14 protein-coding genes, 1 tRNA gene and 1 other RNA gene are annotated in these 17,269 nt (G+C 66.1%); 6 read left to right on the top strand and 10 right to left on the bottom strand.

The window, feature by feature from the left end; all coding sequences use genetic code 11:
- Window positions 1-12 precede the first annotated feature (12 nt).
- Window positions 13-4,899: a DEAD/DEAH box helicase gene (locus BUR94_RS18180; protein ID WP_074257859.1), complete on the bottom strand. Its 4,887-nt coding sequence runs from the start codon at window positions 4,897-4,899 to the stop codon at window positions 13-15.
- Between the two features lie 403 nt (window positions 4,900-5,302).
- Window positions 5,303-5,379: transfer RNA gene (locus tag BUR94_RS18175), tRNA-Arg, on the bottom strand.
- A 115-nt stretch (window positions 5,380-5,494) separates the two neighbouring features.
- Here BUR94_RS18175 and BUR94_RS18170 point away from each other — a divergent pair.
- On the top strand, window positions 5,495-5,923 hold the full coding sequence (locus BUR94_RS18170; protein WP_074257858.1) for a SpoIIAA family protein: 429 nt from the start codon (window positions 5,495-5,497) through the stop codon (window positions 5,921-5,923).
- 60 nt (window positions 5,924-5,983) lie between these two features.
- On the opposite strand, the gene BUR94_RS18165 is transcribed toward BUR94_RS18170, so the two are convergent.
- Window positions 5,984-6,619, bottom strand: coding sequence for a ribonuclease T2 family protein (locus BUR94_RS18165; RefSeq protein ID WP_074257857.1), 636 nt, complete (start codon window positions 6,617-6,619; stop codon window positions 5,984-5,986).
- Window positions 6,620-6,747: 128 nt separating this feature from the next.
- Between BUR94_RS18165 and BUR94_RS18160 the strand changes: the two genes are divergently transcribed.
- The gene (locus tag BUR94_RS18160; RefSeq protein ID WP_074257856.1) at window positions 6,748-7,506 is read left to right on the top strand and encodes a DUF1013 domain-containing protein; all 759 of its coding nucleotides are present in this window, start codon (window positions 6,748-6,750) and stop codon (window positions 7,504-7,506) included.
- 144 nt (window positions 7,507-7,650) lie between these two features.
- On the top strand, window positions 7,651-8,211 hold the full coding sequence (locus BUR94_RS18155) for a DUF4453 domain-containing protein (protein WP_074258239.1): 561 nt from the start codon (window positions 7,651-7,653) through the stop codon (window positions 8,209-8,211).
- Here the strand turns inward: BUR94_RS18155 and recR are convergent.
- The 4 genes from recR to BUR94_RS18135 all read right to left on the bottom strand — a co-directional run bounded on the left by recR (window position 8,208) and on the right by BUR94_RS18135 (window position 11,436).
- Window positions 8,208-8,807, bottom strand: a complete 600-nt coding sequence (recR, locus tag BUR94_RS18150; protein WP_074257855.1) for a recombination mediator RecR — start codon at window positions 8,805-8,807, stop codon at window positions 8,208-8,210. The genes BUR94_RS18155 and recR overlap by 4 nt on opposite strands.
- Window positions 8,808-8,820: 13 nt before the next feature.
- Entirely contained in the window at window positions 8,821-9,165 is a 345-nt protein-coding gene (locus tag BUR94_RS18145) for a YbaB/EbfC family nucleoid-associated protein (protein WP_074257854.1), read from the bottom strand.
- 27 nt (window positions 9,166-9,192) lie between these two features.
- Window positions 9,193-10,953, bottom strand: a complete 1,761-nt coding sequence (locus BUR94_RS18140; RefSeq protein WP_074257853.1) for a DNA polymerase III subunit gamma/tau — start codon at window positions 10,951-10,953, stop codon at window positions 9,193-9,195.
- Window positions 10,954-11,049: 96 nt separating this feature from the next.
- On the bottom strand, window positions 11,050-11,436 hold the full coding sequence (locus tag BUR94_RS18135) for a YidH family protein (protein ID WP_074257852.1): 387 nt from the start codon (window positions 11,434-11,436) through the stop codon (window positions 11,050-11,052).
- Between the two features lie 192 nt (window positions 11,437-11,628).
- On the opposite strand from BUR94_RS18135, the gene BUR94_RS18130 reads away from it, so the two are divergent.
- Window positions 11,629-13,158: an ankyrin repeat domain-containing protein gene (locus tag BUR94_RS18130; protein ID WP_074257851.1), complete on the top strand. Its 1,530-nt coding sequence runs from the start codon at window positions 11,629-11,631 to the stop codon at window positions 13,156-13,158.
- Window positions 13,159-13,213: 55 nt separating this feature from the next.
- On the opposite strand, the gene ffs is transcribed toward BUR94_RS18130, so the two are convergent.
- The 3 genes from ffs to BUR94_RS18115 all read right to left on the bottom strand — a co-directional run bounded on the left by ffs (window position 13,214) and on the right by BUR94_RS18115 (window position 15,663).
- Window positions 13,214-13,310, bottom strand: an RNA gene (gene ffs / locus BUR94_RS18125) — signal recognition particle sRNA small type.
- A gap of 38 nt (window positions 13,311-13,348) precedes the next feature.
- Window positions 13,349-13,702: a hypothetical protein gene (locus BUR94_RS18120; protein WP_074257850.1), complete on the bottom strand. Its 354-nt coding sequence runs from the start codon at window positions 13,700-13,702 to the stop codon at window positions 13,349-13,351.
- 62 nt (window positions 13,703-13,764) lie between these two features.
- A complete protein-coding gene (locus tag BUR94_RS18115) occupies window positions 13,765-15,663 on the bottom strand; it encodes a bifunctional 2',3'-cyclic-nucleotide 2'-phosphodiesterase/3'-nucleotidase (RefSeq protein ID WP_074257849.1) in 1,899 nt (632 codons plus the stop codon).
- A 110-nt stretch (window positions 15,664-15,773) separates the two neighbouring features.
- Here BUR94_RS18115 and nudC point away from each other — a divergent pair, with 110 nt between their 5' ends.
- Both nudC and BUR94_RS18105 read left to right on the top strand, forming a co-directional pair.
- A complete protein-coding gene (gene nudC / locus BUR94_RS18110) occupies window positions 15,774-16,739 on the top strand; it encodes an NAD(+) diphosphatase (protein WP_074257848.1) in 966 nt (321 codons plus the stop codon).
- Between the two features lie 48 nt (window positions 16,740-16,787).
- The gene (locus BUR94_RS18105; RefSeq protein WP_074257847.1) at window positions 16,788-17,255 is read left to right on the top strand and encodes an SRPBCC family protein; all 468 of its coding nucleotides are present in this window, start codon (window positions 16,788-16,790) and stop codon (window positions 17,253-17,255) included.
- Window positions 17,256-17,269: the final 14 nt, after the last annotated feature.

Here is a 17,269-nt window from a genome sequence, read left to right as displayed (position 1 = left end):
GTCCTGCTTGGATCAGTCGATCTCCAACTTCGGCAGCCCCCGAACGATCCGCATGGTCTCAAGGCTCACCGTGATGACGCGCTGGAACAGCAGCATCGGGTAGCGGGGGTCGCCGACCGTCTCGTTGGCGTAGTCGTTGGCGTCGTTGACGATGCCGCTGGCTTTGTCGGTCTTGACGACCTGCCGCTCCATCACCCAGTCCAGCGCGGGCTTGCCGTTAACGACGTAGTCGTAGGCCTCCAGCGGGACGTTCTGCATGGTGATGTTGTCGTTGTAGATGACGGTGGTCTTGTCCTTCTCCTTGCCCTTGCCGCCGAACTTCATCTTCTTGACGCGGTAGAATTTCACCGGATCGGCCTGGGCCTCGGGGATGAGGTCGTGGGTGCCTTCCTTGAACGTCACCATGTAGGGCTCGGCGGTCTCGAAGTTCACATGCAGATCGCCGAGGGCGCGGCCCGCGTCGCGGAAGGCGGCGAAGTCGGCAAAGGTTTTGACCGCCGGAATGCGGGGGAGCTGCTTGGCGAGGTTGTTCTTGAACCGCTCGCGGTAGTCGGGCGAGTGCAAAAGTCCGTAGATGTAATAGAACAGGTCTTCCTTGCTGATCTCCTTGCCCGGATAGGCGGCTTGGAAATGCGCGAGGCCTTCATCGGTGATCGCATCACGGCGGGTGAGGCCGCCCGCATGATCGCCCGAGGTGGCGAAGAGGCCGTCATCGGGTTGCGTTTCTTCGTAGAGATAAAGGGGGAAGCACTGGCCTTTTTCTATGAGGTCACCAGAATAAATCTGATTGACCATCAGAGCCGAGAACCCTGACCTGGCCCCTGTGCCAGATAACAGGACCGCATTGTTTTGAACGTCACCTCGCTCGCCAAATAGCCTCGGGGTCTGATAGACGTACTCGTTGAACAGCTTATCATAGTACTCCCATTGCTGCGAAAATGGCCGATAATGAATCCGTCTGACTTTGTCCTCGGAAAATTTGCTTCTCCGCCCCGATCCGAAGCGCTTCTTGAGGTGATGTGACCAGCTAATCTTTTTGTCGTCGTAGGTGACAAAAGAGTCAACGTTGTCGGAACCTGAGGAAATATAACGATCAAGTTCCTCGTCGTAGAACTTGATCATACGCTTCATGTTTTCCGATGTTGCCGGCTTCGAGTAGTTGATCGCCCAAGCATCTCTGTTGGTGGTAACGCCCAGAGAGAAATTCTCAAAAACTACAATGTTCTCGCGCTTTTGCTTGTCGCCAATCGCAACGTATTCCAAGAAGCTAGCGTCGCGCTGTCCGATCCAGTCACATTGATCGTTCGGTGTAACAGAAGTCCACTTATCGGTGAGCCCTGCGATGGAACCGTATCCCGCAATAAGGTTCTTCTTTTCAAGGGCCGAAAGGTCATCACCAATATCAAAATAGTGGATTCTACCTTTGTCGGGCTGATCGGGATTCCGGACCAAGATCGAGATAGAGATGCCAGACATGCTGCCTGAATCGAAGATGTTCCCACCTTCTCGGGCAGCGCCTTTGTTCAACATGTTCTTACGAATGTCACCTCTGAGGTTAAAGATGTAGAGAGAACTATAATCTTCGCCAAGGCAGCGCCGAACACCGTCCATGGCGGGTTTATCGATGAAACCGCTGCCCGAAACAAAACCGACAATACCTGCATCGGTGAGCTTGAGGCGGTCCGTAGCCCAACGCAAAGCAAGTATATATGTGTCGTACACGCTTCTTGCGTTACTTTTAGACTTGCCGATATAAGTGTCTTGAAGTTTTTTTCGCAATGCTTTGTAAGGGATGTTCCTAGCATCATCGTTCGCGTTTTTTTGCCCCACGGAATAGGGCGGGTTACCGATGATTACGCGGATATCCAGCGCCTTTTGCTTGGTCCGGCGCTCCGAGTTGTCGGGCAAGAGGTTGGCGATCATGTCGCGTTCCTGCTCATACATCTGGAAGGTGTCGGTCAGCAGGATGCCCTCGAACGGGTCATAGGGCGCGTTGGCCGAGAGCGAGCCATAGGCCAGTTCGTGATAGACCGTCTCGATGTTCACGGCGGCGATGTAATAGGCCAGCAGCACGATCTCGTTGGCGTGAATCTCGTGCTTGTATTTATGCTCCAGTTCATCCTGCGCGATGAGGCCGGATTGCAGCAGCCGCGTGATGAAGGTGCCGGTGCCGGTGAAAGGGTCAAGGATGTGCACGCCCTTGGAGCCAAGCGTCTGCCCGAACTGCGCCTTCAACACGTCATTGACCGAGTGGATGATGAAATCCACCACCTCGACCGGCGTGTAGACGATGCCAAGCCGCGCGGTGAGCACGGGGAAGGCCGTGCGGAAGAACTTGTCGTATAGCTCCGTGATCAGGGTCTGGCGGCCCTGCGCGGTTTTCACATCCGCCGCGCGACGTTCCACGCTGGCGTAGAACTTGGCGAGGCTATCGGATTCCTTCTCCAGATTGTGCTCATGGAGCTGACCCAGCACGATCTCCATCGCGCGGGATACGGGGTTCTCCTTAGTGAAGCGGTGGCCCTTGAAGAGCGCGTCGAAGACCGGCTTGGTGATAAGGTGCTGTGCCAGCATCTCGATGGCTTCGGCCTCGGAAATCTCGGGGTTCAGGTCGTCTTGCAGCTCCTCTAGGAACGCGAGGAAGGCAGTCCGTTCCCGCCCCTCCTTGGCGACGATGGTGGTGATGCGGGTGATGTGCGTCTGGGCGATCTTAGCGATGTCCCTGGCCCAGGTATCCCAGTATTCGCGGGTGCCGCATTTCTCGACGATCTTGGCCATGATGGCGCGGGTGAATTCGTCGAAGACCATCTCGGATTGCTCGATGACGGCATCGGGCCGACGCTCAGGCACATCGCTGCCAATCCCCGCGCTGGCCTTCGCGGCCTTGGTCTTCGACGTGGTGAAATCATCGACTACGGCGGTCAGATTGCGCAGCTCCGTCTCCGAGGAGACGCGCACCAGTTCCACCTTGTCGCTGATATCTTCGCCGATCTTGGCTTGGTTGATGCGGGCGTCCAGACGCTCGTCGTGGGCACGCAGCGCGTTGAGGATTTGCCAGACGACTTGATAGCGCTCGTTGTCGTTCAGCGCCGCTTCGGGCGTGGTGTCGGGCGGGATGGCCACCGGCAGGATGACATAGCCGAGCTTTTTGCCCTCGGCGCGGCGCATCACGCGGCCAACCGATTGCACCACGTCGATCTGGCTCTTGCGCGGGTGCATGAACATGATCGCGTCAAGCGCGGGCACGTCCACGCCTTCGGACAGCACCTTGGCATTGGTCAGGATGCGGCAAGTATCGTTGCCCGCATCGGCCTTGAGCCAGTTCAGCATCTCCTCACGCGCGCTGGCGTTGAAGCCGCCGTCGATGTGGCGCACCTCGGTGTTGAGATGTCCCCCATCGTCGATCAGCTCGTTTCCGGTGTATTCCTCGACGACCTGCGCAAACTCGTCTTCGATGATCTTGGATTTCGCGATGCTTTGGCAGAAGGCCAGCGCACGGCGCATCGGTCGAGGGTCGAATTCCAAGTCGGCGGCCAGATCGGATTTCGTGAGCGCCTTGTAGCAGCCGATAATCTTGGTCGCATCGTCGAGGGTAAGTTCCGCGCCGACCTTCAGACGGTTCTGGATCGTGTTCGAGATCAGCCCTTCGTCCACGGCCAGCACCACGACCTTGTAGTCGGTCAGCAGCTCGTTCTCGACCGCCCAGCCGAAGCCACGGTGGAAGAAATCGGTGCCAAACTTCGCCTCGTCGTCCATCGACGCCAGCTCGGCATCGTGATCGTCTGCTTTCCGTTTCGCTCCATCGCCGAAGATGCGCGGCGTAGCGGTCATGTAGAGCCGCTTCTTGGCCACCACGTAGTCATCACTGTGGATACGGACAAAGGTGCTGTCGTCCTCGTCCTTGAGCGTGACGCCGGTAGTGCGGTGAGCCTCATCGCAAATTGCCAGATCGAACGCTGGCAGGCCGTAGTCCCTCTGGGCACGAGTGAGCACATCAATCGAGTGATAGGTCGAGAAGACAACGGTCATCTTGTCGCCATCAGAGGCATTGACCTGGCGTGCCAGTTTCTCGGGATCAGTCGTGGCTGGGAAGGCCAGGTCGTGGACGTTCAGATCGAGGCTGTCCGCATCGACCGTGCGCCCAACGCGAACGTCCGAACACGCAGAGAATGCGAAGAATTCCTCCTGGCAGTCATTCTTCCACTCCCTCACGGTTTGCGACATGAGTGCGAGGGACGGGACCATGAAGAGAACACGTTTGCCACTTCCTGCCAGTTGCTCAGCAACCCGTAGTGCCGTGAAGGTCTTGCCTGTCCCACAGGCCATGATCAACTTGCCACGGTCCGCATTTTCAAAGCCACTTTCGACAGCGGACAAGGCGTCTCGCTGGTGGTCGCGCAGCTCTTTCTTCTTCGCGAGGCTTACGCGGCCCGTCCGTAGGAACTGCGACCAGTCAATCCGGCTTGCCTCCAAGTGGTCTATCGCGATCCGATTCCAAGGTTTGGAAAGGTTGTTCAATGTCTCGAGTGCGTTCCGACCGAACTCCTTTCGCGTCGTGTCTGCGATTATCAGACGGGTGAAAATATCGTTCGACGCCGCTGACAAGAAGCTGTCGAGATCGGGCTTTTGGATGGGATACTCAGGCGCGTAGAACTTGCATTGAACTGCGGCATAGCCAGACCCATCGGAAAGCGTGGCGACGAGGTCGATGCCAGTATCAGTTTGGCTCCATCCGTGTCTCTCTGCCCACTTGTGGAACGGCACTACCTCTGAGTAGAACTGCTGCTGCACATCGTCCTGCTCCAGAAAGACTCTCACCACGCGTTCGAAATATTCGCCCTTTTCGCGTTCGGACCTCGACCCGATTCGAAATTCCGTGAGCAGGTCCTGTAGCTGCATGGTGCCTCGACGACATTCTCAATTTTTAGGACGTGGGTCCCTGGGGTTCATCGCACCTGAGCAAACGGGCAGGCAAGGTGCAACAGTCATGCTCAAGATGCTCCTTCTAACAACCGTCATCATTCGGATTATTATTGTTTTATAACAGTTGATTATGCGCCCTTGTCTCGCGATCTCACCGCCGGCAGGGACCACTTACATATAAATCAAGTGGTCTATCAAACCTCGCCACAAAATTTATAAATGATTACAGTGGCTTGGGCGCGCGCCTTCGGGCAAAAAATGGGTTTCTTGGGGTCCGGAGCGGGTTCTGTAAAATAACGCAATATCAATAACTTAGCCAGCCTGCATCAGTATCGCCGAGGCGCAACACAAAAATTCTCTTTTATTTCAGGGGGTTAAGTGGCGGACTGGGGAGGATTCGAACCCCCGACCCCTTGATTCGTAGTCAAGTACTCTATCCAACTGAGCTACCAGTCCGTGGAGGCGTGATCTAACCGGCCCTCCCGGGCATTGCAAGGGGGGTTGGTCGGGTTTTATGCCCGGTGTACGCTTTGCCCCGAACGCGCGCGCCCATCCCCTGAAAGGAGGCCGCATGACCGACGGTTTCACCATCCTTCCCGATTACCCGCCCGACGTGCTGGCCGTCTCCGGCCAGGGCACCATCGACGCCGCCGCCTACGAGGAGGTCTTGCGCCCGGCGCTGGAGGAGCGTTTGCGCCGGCACGACCATGTGAGGCTGTTCTACCTGCTGGGCGAGGACTTTGCGGGGTTCACCACCGGCGCGGCGATCAGCGACGCCCGGCTCGGCATGAGCCACCTGCACGACTTCGCCCGGATCGCCGTGGTTACCGATGTCGGCTGGATCCGCCATGGCGTCAGCCTCTTCGCGCCGCTGATCTCGGCGCCGGTGCGCTGTTTCGAGCTGGCCCAGCTGGGCGCGGCGCGGGCCTGGATCACCGAGGCCGACCCTTCCGCCGAGGCCTATGCCGACCCTCCGGTGGACGATTCCTTTCCGGTATGACCGGGGCCCGGTTTGCCGAAGACGCGGCGGGCGCGACTCACCCTGTGGGCCATCACCCCTCTAGCGAATGGGCTCGAAGGCGGCATCCTGCATCCGGCAATCGCGCGACACATCGGCCCCGCAGCTGCGCGGCTCGAGCGTCTTGGTCAGGCAGATCCGCACCTCCTGGATATGCCCGCCCTTGCAGGTGACGGTCAGCATCTCGGCGGTCAGGTCGGGGTTGTCCTTCAGCCAGGCCTCCTCGACGACCGAAGCGGGCAGTGTGATCGGGTCCTTCAGCCTGCGAAAGACCTCGGGCCGCGTGACGCTGCCATAGGCCTCGCGGGCCGTGGCGTAGTAGTCGGACGCGGAGAGCCCCGCGCAGCGCCCGTGCTTCTTCCACTGGTACCAGGCGAGGCCGGAAGTGCCCATGATGTCAGCCATTTGCGCCGTCTCGCCGCGGGAGGGGTCGCGCAGGCCGGTGCGGCAGAAGGAGGGCCAGCCGCGCTCGTTCTGCGGCCAGAGCCCGTGCAGCACCCAGCCAAAGCCCCGGCCACGGTCGCACTGCGGCGAGTCCTTGGCCCGGCCTTCGAGGGCGCACCAGTTGGGCGACCAGGAGAGGCTCATCACGTAGTAGTCGAAGTCCCCGGCCGGCTCGCCCTCGGCCCAGGCAGGCGCCGCCAGACCGATCAGTGCCGCCGTGATCCAACCCCGCATTCGCCCTTCCTTTCCTCACCGGTTTTCCCTATACAGCCCCCCAAGTTCCCCGACAACGTGAACTCGCCCCGCCAAAACCCGGGGTCGCCTTTCCGGCGTCGGGAAAGTCGTGCTCAAGGAGTCCTCAGATGAACAAACCCCTTATGGCCAAAGCCACCGCCGTCTGGCTGGTCGACAACACCACCCTCAGCTTCACCCAGATCGCCGAGTTCTGCGGGCTGCACGAGCTCGAGGTGCAGGGCATCGCCGATGGCGACGTGGCGCAGGGCGTGAAGGGCTTCGACCCGATCGCCAACAACCAGCTGACCCAGGACGAGATCGACGCCGGCGAAAAGGATCCCGGCCACAAGCTCAAGCTCAAGTTCAACCAGGCCGCCGTGGGCGAAGAAAAGCGCCGCGGCCCGCGTTACACCCCACTGTCCAAGCGCCAGGACCGGCCCGCCTCGATTCTCTGGCTGGTCAAGTTCCACCCCGAGCTGACCGACGGCCAGATCGGCAAGCTGGTGGGCACCACCAAGCCGACGATCCAGGCCATCCGCGAGCGGACGCACTGGAACATCCAGAACATCCAGCCGATCGACCCGGTGGCGCTTGGCCTTTGCAAGCAGACCGAGCTCGACGCCGCCGTGCAGAAGGCCGCCGCCAAGAAGGCCCGCGAAGGCGAGCACATCTCGGACGACGAGCGCCGCAAGCTGCTCTCGACCGAGCAGAGCCTCTCTGCCGATCCCGAGCCCAAGATCCCCTCGGCGATCTCGGGCCTCGAGACCTTCACCCTCACCGGCGGCAACGACGACGAGGAAGAGAAGAAGGAAGAGAAGGTGCTCGACGCCGACAGCTTCTTCAACCTGCCCGACGACGAGAGCGGCACAGACGACGAGCAGCCCTGATCCGGGCGGTCCCGCACCGGCATCCTCGGGCCTGACCCGAGGATCTCCTGCGCGCCCCTACGGCCAAGCCGCCCCGGCCCCTTGATTCGAGCGGCCCGACACGAGACCATCCCGGCAGTGATTTCTGCCGGGATTTTCTTTGTCATGCGCCTTTCTGCCCTTGCCTTTCTCGCCGCCGGCCCCGCCCTCGCCGGAGACGGCTATTGCGACGAGCTCTGGTTCACCCGAAACGCGATTTTTCACGAGGTGGGCTACTGCTTCGGCTCGCCGCTCGGGCAGGCGGTCTTCGGCAACGACGGCTGCACCACCAAGACACCCGATCTGAGCGCGGCACAGGCCGCACGGCTGGAGCGGATGACGACGGCGGAGGACGGCTGCGTGGTGGACAGCAACCGCACTTCGCTCGACATCCCCGACCTCGACATCCGCCGCCGCCTTGCGGTGCTGCCGATCCGCTCCGACGGCGAGTCGGGCTGCATCGGCTGGAAGGGCGGGCCGGTGGCCCTGCGCACGGGCACGAGCCAGGCTGCCGAGCCGCTCTTCACCCTCGCGCCGGGCGACGTGGTGCTGTTCTCGCATGAGGTCGAGCCCGCCGGGGGGCAGACCTGGGACTACGTGCAGGTTTACGACGAAGGCGTGCTGCTCAAGGCCGGGTGGACGGTGATCGAGGTCAGCCCCGCCACCTGCGAGGGCCTTGCGGGCTAGAAAGTCTTCCGCGCCCGCAGGGCGGCGCCGATGGTGCCGTCGTCGAGGTAGTCGAGCTCGCCGCCCACCGGCACGCCCTGGGCCAGGGAGGTGATCTTCACGCCCATGTCCTCGAGTTGATCGGCGATGTAATGCGCCGTGGTCTGGCCGTCGACCGTGGCGTTAAGCGCGAGGATCACTTCGGTGATCGCTTCCTCGCGGACCCGCTCGGCCAATCGCGGTATACGCAGCTCCTCCGGCCCCACGGCATCGAGCGCGCTCAGCACGCCGCCCAGCACGTGATAGCGGCCCTTGAACACGCCGGCGCGTTCCATTGCCCAGAGATCGGCCACGTCCTCGACCACACAGAGCTCGCCCGTGCCGCGCTTCTCGCTGAGACAGATCGAGCAGATGTCGGCGGTGCCCACGTTGCCGCAGCGCAGGCACTCCCGTGCCGTCTCGGCCACCCGGCGCATCGAATCGGCCAGCGGCACCAAGAGCTGCCCACGCTTCTTGATCAGCTGAAGCACCGCGCGCCGGGCCGAACGCGGGCCGAGGCCCGGCAGCCGGGCCATCAGGGCGATCAGCCCCTCGATCTCTTCCTGGTCTTCCGCCATGGGCCGGCCTGCCTCAGAGCGGCAGGTCCATCCCTTCGGGCAGGCCCATCTCGCGGGTGATCTTCTCCATCTCCTGCCGGGCGCGGACCTGGGCCTTGGCCTGGGCGTCCTTGATCGCGGCGAGGATCAGGTCTTCGACCACTTCCTTTTCGTCCGGGTTGAAGATGGAGGGGTCGATATCGAGCCCGTTCAGAACGCCCTTGGCGGTGCAGCGGGCCTTCACCAGCCCGGCGCCGCTCTCGCCTTCCACGGTCATCTCGGCCAGCTCCTCCTGGAGCTTGGCCATCTTGCCCTGCATCTCCTGAGCGGCCTTCATCATCTTGGCCATGTCGCCCAGCTGGCCCAGTCCTTTCAACATGCTCTCACCTTTCGGGTTTGCGGCGGGTCAGTCCTCTTCGAAGGGGTCCCACTCGTCGTCCACTTCCGGAAGCGCCTCCAGGGCGGCCTCCGCCTCGATCTCCTTCACGGTGCGAATCTCCTTGATCTTCGCCCCGGGAAACTCTGCCAGAACCGATTGCACCAGCGGGTGTTTCAGCGCCTCGGCCTCCAGTGCCAGCCGCGCGGCGTCGCGCCGCTCGGCGATCGTCTCGCCGCCGCCGGACCCCACGACCGACACGCCCCAGCGCACGCCTGTCCAGGTTTGCAGCCGCGCGCCGAGCCGGGCGGCCAGGTCGGGCGCGGCATCCTCGGTGGGTTCAAACTCGATGCGGCCGGGCTGGTAGCGGGCCAGGCGCAGGGTGGTTTCGACCTCCACCAGCAGCTTCACGTCGCGGTGGTGGCGGATCAGCTCCACCATGTCCTCGAAGCGGGCATAGCGGGCCAGCGCCACCTCGGGCTCCACCGCCAGCGCCGTGGCGGTGCCGTGGGGCGTGCCGGCAGGAGCGGAAAGCGGCGGCGCTGCGCTGCGGGCCACCGGCGTGGCGCCCTGCGAGGGTGCGGCCAGGCTGCCCCCGCCGCCGCCACCGCCATTGGGCGGGCCGGGCGGCGGTGCCGGCATGTCCTGCAACTTGCGGATCAGCTCGTCGGGCGTGGGCAGCTCCGAGACATAGGTGAGCCGGATGATCGCCATTTCGGCGGCCATCATCGCGTTGGGCGCCTGGCTCACCTCCTCGAGCGATTTCAGCAGCATCTGCCACATCCGGGAGAGCACCCGCATCGGCAGGCTCTCGGCCAGCGCCCGGCCCCGGTCGCGCTCGTCGGGCGAGATCGTGGGGTCGTCGCCCGCGTCCGGCGTGATCTGGGTCACCGAAACCCAATGCGTCACCTCGGCCAGGTCGCGCAGCACGGCCATCGGGTCCGCACCCTCGGCATATTGCTGTGCCAGCTCGCCCAGCGCCCCCGCCGCATCGCCGCGCAGCACCAACTCGAAGAGATCGAGCACGCGGCCGCGATCGGCGAGGCCCAGCATGGCCCGCACCGTCTCGGCGCTCGCCTCCTCGCCACCCTGGCCGATCGCCTGGTCGAGCAGCGAGGTCGCGTCGCGGGCCGAGCCCTCGGAAGCGCGCGCCAGCAGCGCCAGCGCATCATCGGTGATCTTGCCGCCCTCGGCCTCGGCGATCCGGCGCATCAGGGCGATCATGTCCTCGGGCTCGATCCGGCGCAGGTCGAACCGCTGGCAGCGGGAGAGCACCGTCACCGGCACCTTGCGGATCTCGGTCGTGGCGAAGATGAACTTGGCGTGGGCGGGCGGCTCCTCCAGCGTCTTCAGCAGCGCGTTGAACGCGCTCTTCGACAGCATGTGGACCTCGTCGATGATGTAGACCTTGTAGCGGCTCGACGCGGGCGCGTAATGCACCGTGTCGAGCACCTCGGCGCGGATGTCGTCGATCCCGGTGTTGCTCGCGGCGTCCATCTCGATCACGTCCACGTGCCGGCCCTCGGCGATGGCCTTGCAGGCGGCACACTCGCCGCAGGGGTCGGTGGTGGGCCCGGTCTCGCAGTTCAGCCCCTTGGCGATGATCCGCGCGGTGGTGGTTTTGCCGGTCCCCCGGATGCCGGTCATGATGAAGGCCTGGGCGATCCGGTCGGCCTCGAAGGCATTGCGCAGGGTGCGCACCATCGCCTCCTGTCCGACGAGGTCGGCAAAGGTCTGCGGGCGGTACTTGCGGGCAAGAACCTGGTAGCCGGTGCTGGGGGTGTCGCTCATTGCGCCTCGTTCTCGCGGGTCCATGCCAATCTAGGGGTTGGGTCGGGTGAGGTCCAGCGCGGGGCGCGGCGGCGCGGCGTCAGGGCGGCAGAACCTTCAGAGCGACCAGAGAACAAAGCCCACCGCCACCGTGGCGAGGGCAAAGATCGCCGCGACCAGTGCGAAATGGGTGTGCTTCAGCGGCTCGGCGGCATGGTCGGACAGCCGGGCGTGGGTGCGGCGGGCATTGGCCTGCGCGAACCAGAAGATCACCAGCGCCGCCAGGAGGAACCCCGAGGCGACCGCCTTGGCCGCCCATGTCGGCTCGAAATCGCCGAAAACGGCCTTGAGGCCGATCGCCACCGCAACCGCGCCCAGACCGGTGCGCATCCACCCGGCAAAGGTGCGCTCGTTGGCCATGAGCGTGCGGTCCTCGGCCCAGTCGGTGCGATTCTCGGCCCATTCGGTCCTGGTGTCGGGGTCTTCGGGGCATCCGTCCTGCATGGGGGCAACCTAGCAGCGTCGGCCGGCCTTGCCCATGTCGCAGGACGCGGGCTAGGCTGATGGGGCCGCGCAGGGCGGCACCCCCGGTCCGCGGAAAGCCGAAAGGCGCCCTGACGCTCACAAGCCGATCTCCGGTTTTTCTTGTGGCCCAGCACCGGCGGACCATCGGGCCCTGACAAGGGAAACCTGACCATGACCTCCGAAATCGACCGTTTCCGCCGGGCCGCCAAGCGGCTGAAGAAGGCCCATGCCGCCGGTGCGCCGGAGGCGCGCGCGCGGGCCGCCGCGCAGCTTCCGCCCGATCGCCTTGCGCCGCTGCGGCACGTCGATGCCCTCCATGTCATCGCCCGCGAGGCGGACGCCGAGAGCTGGCCACGGCTGAAGACACGGCTCGAGCTGAAGGCGGCCTCACCCGAACAGCGCCTTCGACGGCTGCGGGAGGCGTTGGAAAACGGCTTCCACTGGGCCGTGCGCGAGGTGCTGGCGCTCGATCCGGCCCTGGCGCGGGCCGACCTGGGGATCGCGGCGGCGCTCTATGACCGCGCCGCCGTGCAGGCCGCGCTCGCCGCCGATCCCGGCGTCGCCACGGCGCAGGTGGCCGGCGCCCCGCCGCTGTGCCACCTGGCCTTCTCCCGCCACATCCACGGCGACGGGCAGGAGGCCGACATGCTGGCGCTGGCCGAGGTGCTGCGCGCCCATGGCGCCGACGTGAACGCCGGCAAGCCCGAGCCGGGCGGATCGGGGCACATGCTCTCGCCGCTCTACGGCGCCATCGGCCATGGCAACAACATGGCGTTGGGCCGCTGGCTGCTGGCGCAGGGCGCCAACCCGAACGACGGCGAGTCGCTCTATCACGCCACCGAACTGGGCCATCACGAGGGGCTGGAGATGCTGCTGGCGGCAGGGGCGCGGAACGATGGGACCAATGCGCTGTTGCGGGCGCTCGACTTCAACGATCACGAGGCGGTGCGGATGTTGCTCGACGCGGGCGCCGACCCCAACGAGGGCGTGGCCGACCATCCGAGCGGCGAGGTCATGACGACCGCCTCCGCCCTGCACCAATGCGCCCGGCGCCGGTGCGATGCCCGCATGGCGCGACTGCTGATCGGCGCGGGCGCCTCGCTGACCGCCCGCTGGGATGGCCGCAGCCCCTATGCCACGGCCCGCGTCTTCGGCAATGATGCGGTGGCGGAGGTGATCGCGGCAGCCGGCGGGGCGGGCCCGCTCGAGCCCTCCGACGCGCTGCTCGCCGAGGCGGCGCAGGGGCGGGTGCCTGCGGGGCGCGTCGACCCCGAGCGCCTGACGCCGGAGACCCGCGCCCTGATCCGCAACATCATCCACCTGCCCGGCGCGCTGGCCTGGACACGGGCGCTGGTGGCGATCGGCATGGAGTGGGACAGGCCCGACAGCCAGCGCGTGCCGCCGGTGCAGGTGGCGGGATGGGAGGGCCTGCCCGAGATCATGGGCTACCTGCTCTCGCTCGGGCCGGACCTCGGCCACGTCAACGGCTACGGCGGCGACCTGCTCGGCACCATCCTGCACGGCGCCGCCAACGCACCAGACCGGGCGACCCGCGACCACGCGGCCTGCGCGAGGCTGGCCCTGGAGGCCGGGCTGCCGCTCTACCGGGGTTACCTGCTGTTCACCGGCAGCGAGGAGATCGCGGAGATGCTGGCGGATCATGCCGAGGCGCATCCGGACCGGGTGGTGGATAACCTGTAGGGAGAACGGCCCGCCGGCTCTCGGTGCAAGTCATCGAGTTGCACCTGCGCGGTTGGGTGAGAGGCTGGACAACGACCCAAGCGGGGCTCGTTACGGCTGCTTCCTTCCGGACCTGACCGGGTTGGCGAGGCGCTCGCCCGCGCCAACCTCTCGAGGGGTTATTTAGGGATCCGGCGCGGGATTCGCAAGCTCAGCCCTGCTGCACCGGGATCTCGCCGTTGCAGAAAAACCGGGTGAAGACGCCGTAGCAGCGGATGCTGTCGCCAAAACCCTCCACACCCACCACCGAATAGAGCGTGCGGTCCTCATAGGACACGTCGAGCCCGGCGCGGACGATCTCGTAGCAGGCGTCATGGTCGGCCTTGCACATGAGCGTCAGGGCGAAGGCGCCGCCGTTTTCCTGCGCGCTGGGGTTCGTGGAGGCGAGGCGCTGGAGAAACAGCGCCTTCAGCTCGGCCTCGACGTCGGCCTCGCCCGGCTTGGTGAAGGCCGCGGCGAGCGCCGCGACGGCGAGAATGGCGATGAGCCAGACGAGTTTGCGCATCGGTGCGCCTCCTTGGGTTTGCTGCCTCTCCCTACCCCGGCCCGCGCAGCGGCGCCAGTGGCTCAGAGCGTCAGCCTCAGGCGCTGAAACCCCGCCGGGGTGATGCGCTCGGGCACGACCTGCGCCACCCCGGCCAGGGCACAGGCTCCCAGATGCTCCAACGCGCCGCGTCCCGTGTCGATGATGGCGCGGCACCCGCCAAGCGGGGCGAACCGCCAGCACGGGGTGACCGGGCCGCGCAGGGTGCCCGCCTCCCGGAGATACCGAACCAGCACCTCCCGGCTGGCGGTCGATCCGGCCAGCACCACCTCCGCGCCGGCGCGGGGCGCATGCAGCCCGGCACCGCCGATCCGGTAGCTGTTGGTCGCCACGATGAAGCGGGCATCCTCCGCCACCGGCACGCCATTTCGGCGCAGGTCGCGCACCCGCCCCGGACCAGAGCCGCACGGCAGACCGTCGGGGCCGAACCGCGCCGGGCGGGACAGGTCGATCTCCCATTGCAGGCCGGAGATCACGTCGAAGTCGTAGGCGGCAAAGTCCGGGTCGAGCAGCGGCTGCTCGGGGCGGTCCGGGGAGAGCTGGCAGAAGACGGCGGCAGAGCGCTCGAGCCAGTCCTTCAGCTCGGCCCCGGTCACGCGGAGGGCACGCAGGCTGTTGGGATAGGGGTAGAGCGCCGAAAGGTCGCGGTGGCTGAGCTGGCCCGGCGCGATGTCGGTGTAATGCTCCGGCCCGGCAGGCCCGCCGCATTTGAACGGGGCCGCAGCCGACAGCACCGGCTCCTCGGTCGGTTCGAGGATCCGGCGCAGATGCCAGGCCTGCGCGGCGTTGATCGCGTGAACCACCGGGCAAGGCGCGATGAAGCTGGTGTAGCTCTGCAGCGCGATCTCGCTCCGCCCGACCGGGCGGCGCAGCCGGGCCAGGGTCGCTGCATGGGCCGGGGCGACAGCGGCAACCACCTCGGGTGCATCCTTGACCAGCGGCACCACCCCCGCCGGGCCGCGCTGCGCGATGGGCCGCAGTTCGGCGCGGCTCTCGGCCACCTGCCAACCGGCCTCGCGGGGCGCGAGCCAGAGGTCGATCACCCCCAGGTGGCTGCCCGCGATTCCGGGCATCACCACGGGCCTTCCCGCCACCCGCCCGGCGTCTGCCTCGACCCCCGGCAGCCCGGCAAAATCCGGGCCGGGGAGGCGGCGATGCACATGCCCGGCCACCACGGCATCCACGCCCGGAATCCCGGCGAGCGGCAGCAGCGCATGCTCCATTCCGGGGGTCTCCGGCTGGGCACTCGGGCCGCAATGCGCGAGCAGCACCACCACCTCGGCACCCTCGTTGCGCAGGGCCGGCACATGGGCGCGGGCGGCTTCGATCATGCAGCGCATCTCGATCCGCCCGGCGAGGCCTTCGCTGTCCCATTTGAGCACCTGCGGCGGCAGCACCGAGAGCACGCCGATGCGCAGCTCCCGCCGCCGCCCGTGTCCATCGGCGAGCACCCGCCGCAGGATCACCCGCGCCCGCACCAGCGGCGTGTCGGCCAGCGGCGTGGCCCCGCGCCGCCGCAGCGCATTGCAGGAAACCAGCGGAAAGGCCGCGCCGCCCAGCGCCTGCTCCAGCACCTCCAGCCCGTAGTCGAACTCGTGATTGCCCAGGCCCACCGCGTCGTAGCCCAGCGCGGTCATGGCCGCGATCATCGGATGCGTCCCGCACCTCTCGCCCGCCGCCACGTCGCCCAGCGCCGTGCCTTGCAGGAAGTCCCCGTTGTCGAGCAGCACCGTGCCCGGCACCTCGGCCCGCGCCTGCGCGATCAGGCCCGCCACGCGCGACAGGCCGACCGCATCGCTCGGGGCATCCGCGTGATAATCCCAGGCCAGGAGGTTCATGTGCAGGTCGGAGGTGGCGACGATCCGCAGCCGAAGCCAGTCTGCGGGGCGAGGCGCGGCCGAGGTGGGCTCCGTTCCGGTCATCCCGCAGGCCTCCCGCGGCGGGCCGTGCCGGTCGGGCCCGCCCGACCATGCGGGTTTGCGCCCCTGCCGCGGGCGTGCCAGAACACGGGCAACGAAACGGGAGGGCGGGCATGCGGCACGCGGAAGAGGTGACGTTCGGCGGCGGCGGCCTGAACAGGCGGGCCGAGCTGCGCGGCGATGCGGAGGGGCTCGATGCGCTGGCCCGAGACCCCCGGGCGCGGCACCTCGCGGTGTGGCGCGGCAAGCTGCTGATGCAGGGCGCGGAGGATGCCCCGATACTCGCACCGCAGCCAGGGGGGGCGGAGGTGCTGTCGCACTCGGCCCTGCGCGTCTTTCTCGGGGAGTGCCCCGAGGGCGGCGCCTGGTTTGCCCATGACATCTCGTCCTGGGAGCCCAACGAGATCCTCGAGGCGCCCGACAGCTTTCTGGACCGATCCGAGCAGTTCTACCCCGGGCTCGACGGCGCAAGGTTCATCGAGCTGCGCGCGGCGATGGCCCGGATCACGCCGCTCGATGCCGAGATCGCCGCCACCGCGCGCGCGATCATCGGCTGGCACGCGACCCACGGCTTCTGCGCCCGCTGCGGAGCGGCGAGCGAGGCCGCCTGCGCCGGCTGGGAGCGCCGCTGCCCGGCCTGCGGGGCGCATCACTTTCCGCGCACCGACCCGGTGGTGATCATGCTCATCACCCACGGAAACTCGGTGCTGATGGGCCGCTCGCCGGGCTGGCCCGAGGGCATGTTCTCGCTGCTCGCCGGCTTCATGGAGCCGGGCGAGACCATCGAGGCGGCGGTGCGGCGCGAGGTCGCCGAGGAGGCGGGCATCGCCGTTGGGCCGGTGCGCTACCTCTCCTCCCAGCCCTGGCCGTTTCCGGCCTCGCTGATGATCGGCTGCCACGGCGAAGCGCTGACCACCGAGATCGTGCTCGACCCCAAGGAACTGGAGGCCGCCTGCTGGGTCACCCGCGAGCAGATGCTCGACACCTTCGCCGGCCGCAACCCCGCGATGAAGCCCGCCCGGCGCGGCGCTATCGCGCAGTTCCTGCTGTCCAACTGGCTTGCGGACCGGCTGGATTGACGCATAGAAACGTCGGCGGGGCGTGAGGACGAAAAGGGCAGCGGCTGAATGAACTTCACCGGCAAGGAAGATATCGAAAAGCCGATCGACGAGGTCTTTGCCGCCGTCACCGATCACGAGAGCTTCGAGAAGCAGGTGTTGCGGCGCGGCTACGAGATCTCGCGCACCGATGCGCTGGCCGCGCCCGGCGTGGGCATGGCCTGGAAGATGCGCTTTCCGATCCGGGGCCAGATGCGCGACCTGACGGCACGGGTCGCCACCTACGAACGGCCCGAGGTGGTGGCGCTCGACATCACGATCGGCGGGCTCGACGCGGTGGTGAAGATCGACCTGATCGAACTGTCGAAGATGCGCACCCGGATGAGCCTGGATATCGAGCTGATGCCGCGCACCATCACAGCGCGGGTGCTGGTGCAGTCGCTTCGCCTGCGCCGCGCCAGCCTTACGCAGGGGCTGCGCCGCCGGATGGCCGACTTCGCACTTCAGGTCGAGGGCCGGGCCGCGCCGACCGCCTGACGGGCCGGAGGCCC

It is taken from the genome of Vannielia litorea (assembly GCF_900142295.1).
Classification (GTDB): domain Bacteria; phylum Pseudomonadota; class Alphaproteobacteria; order Rhodobacterales; family Rhodobacteraceae; genus Vannielia; species Vannielia litorea.
Note: the sequence above shows the minus strand (reverse complement) of the source record. Positions and strands in the feature narration are given on the sequence as shown.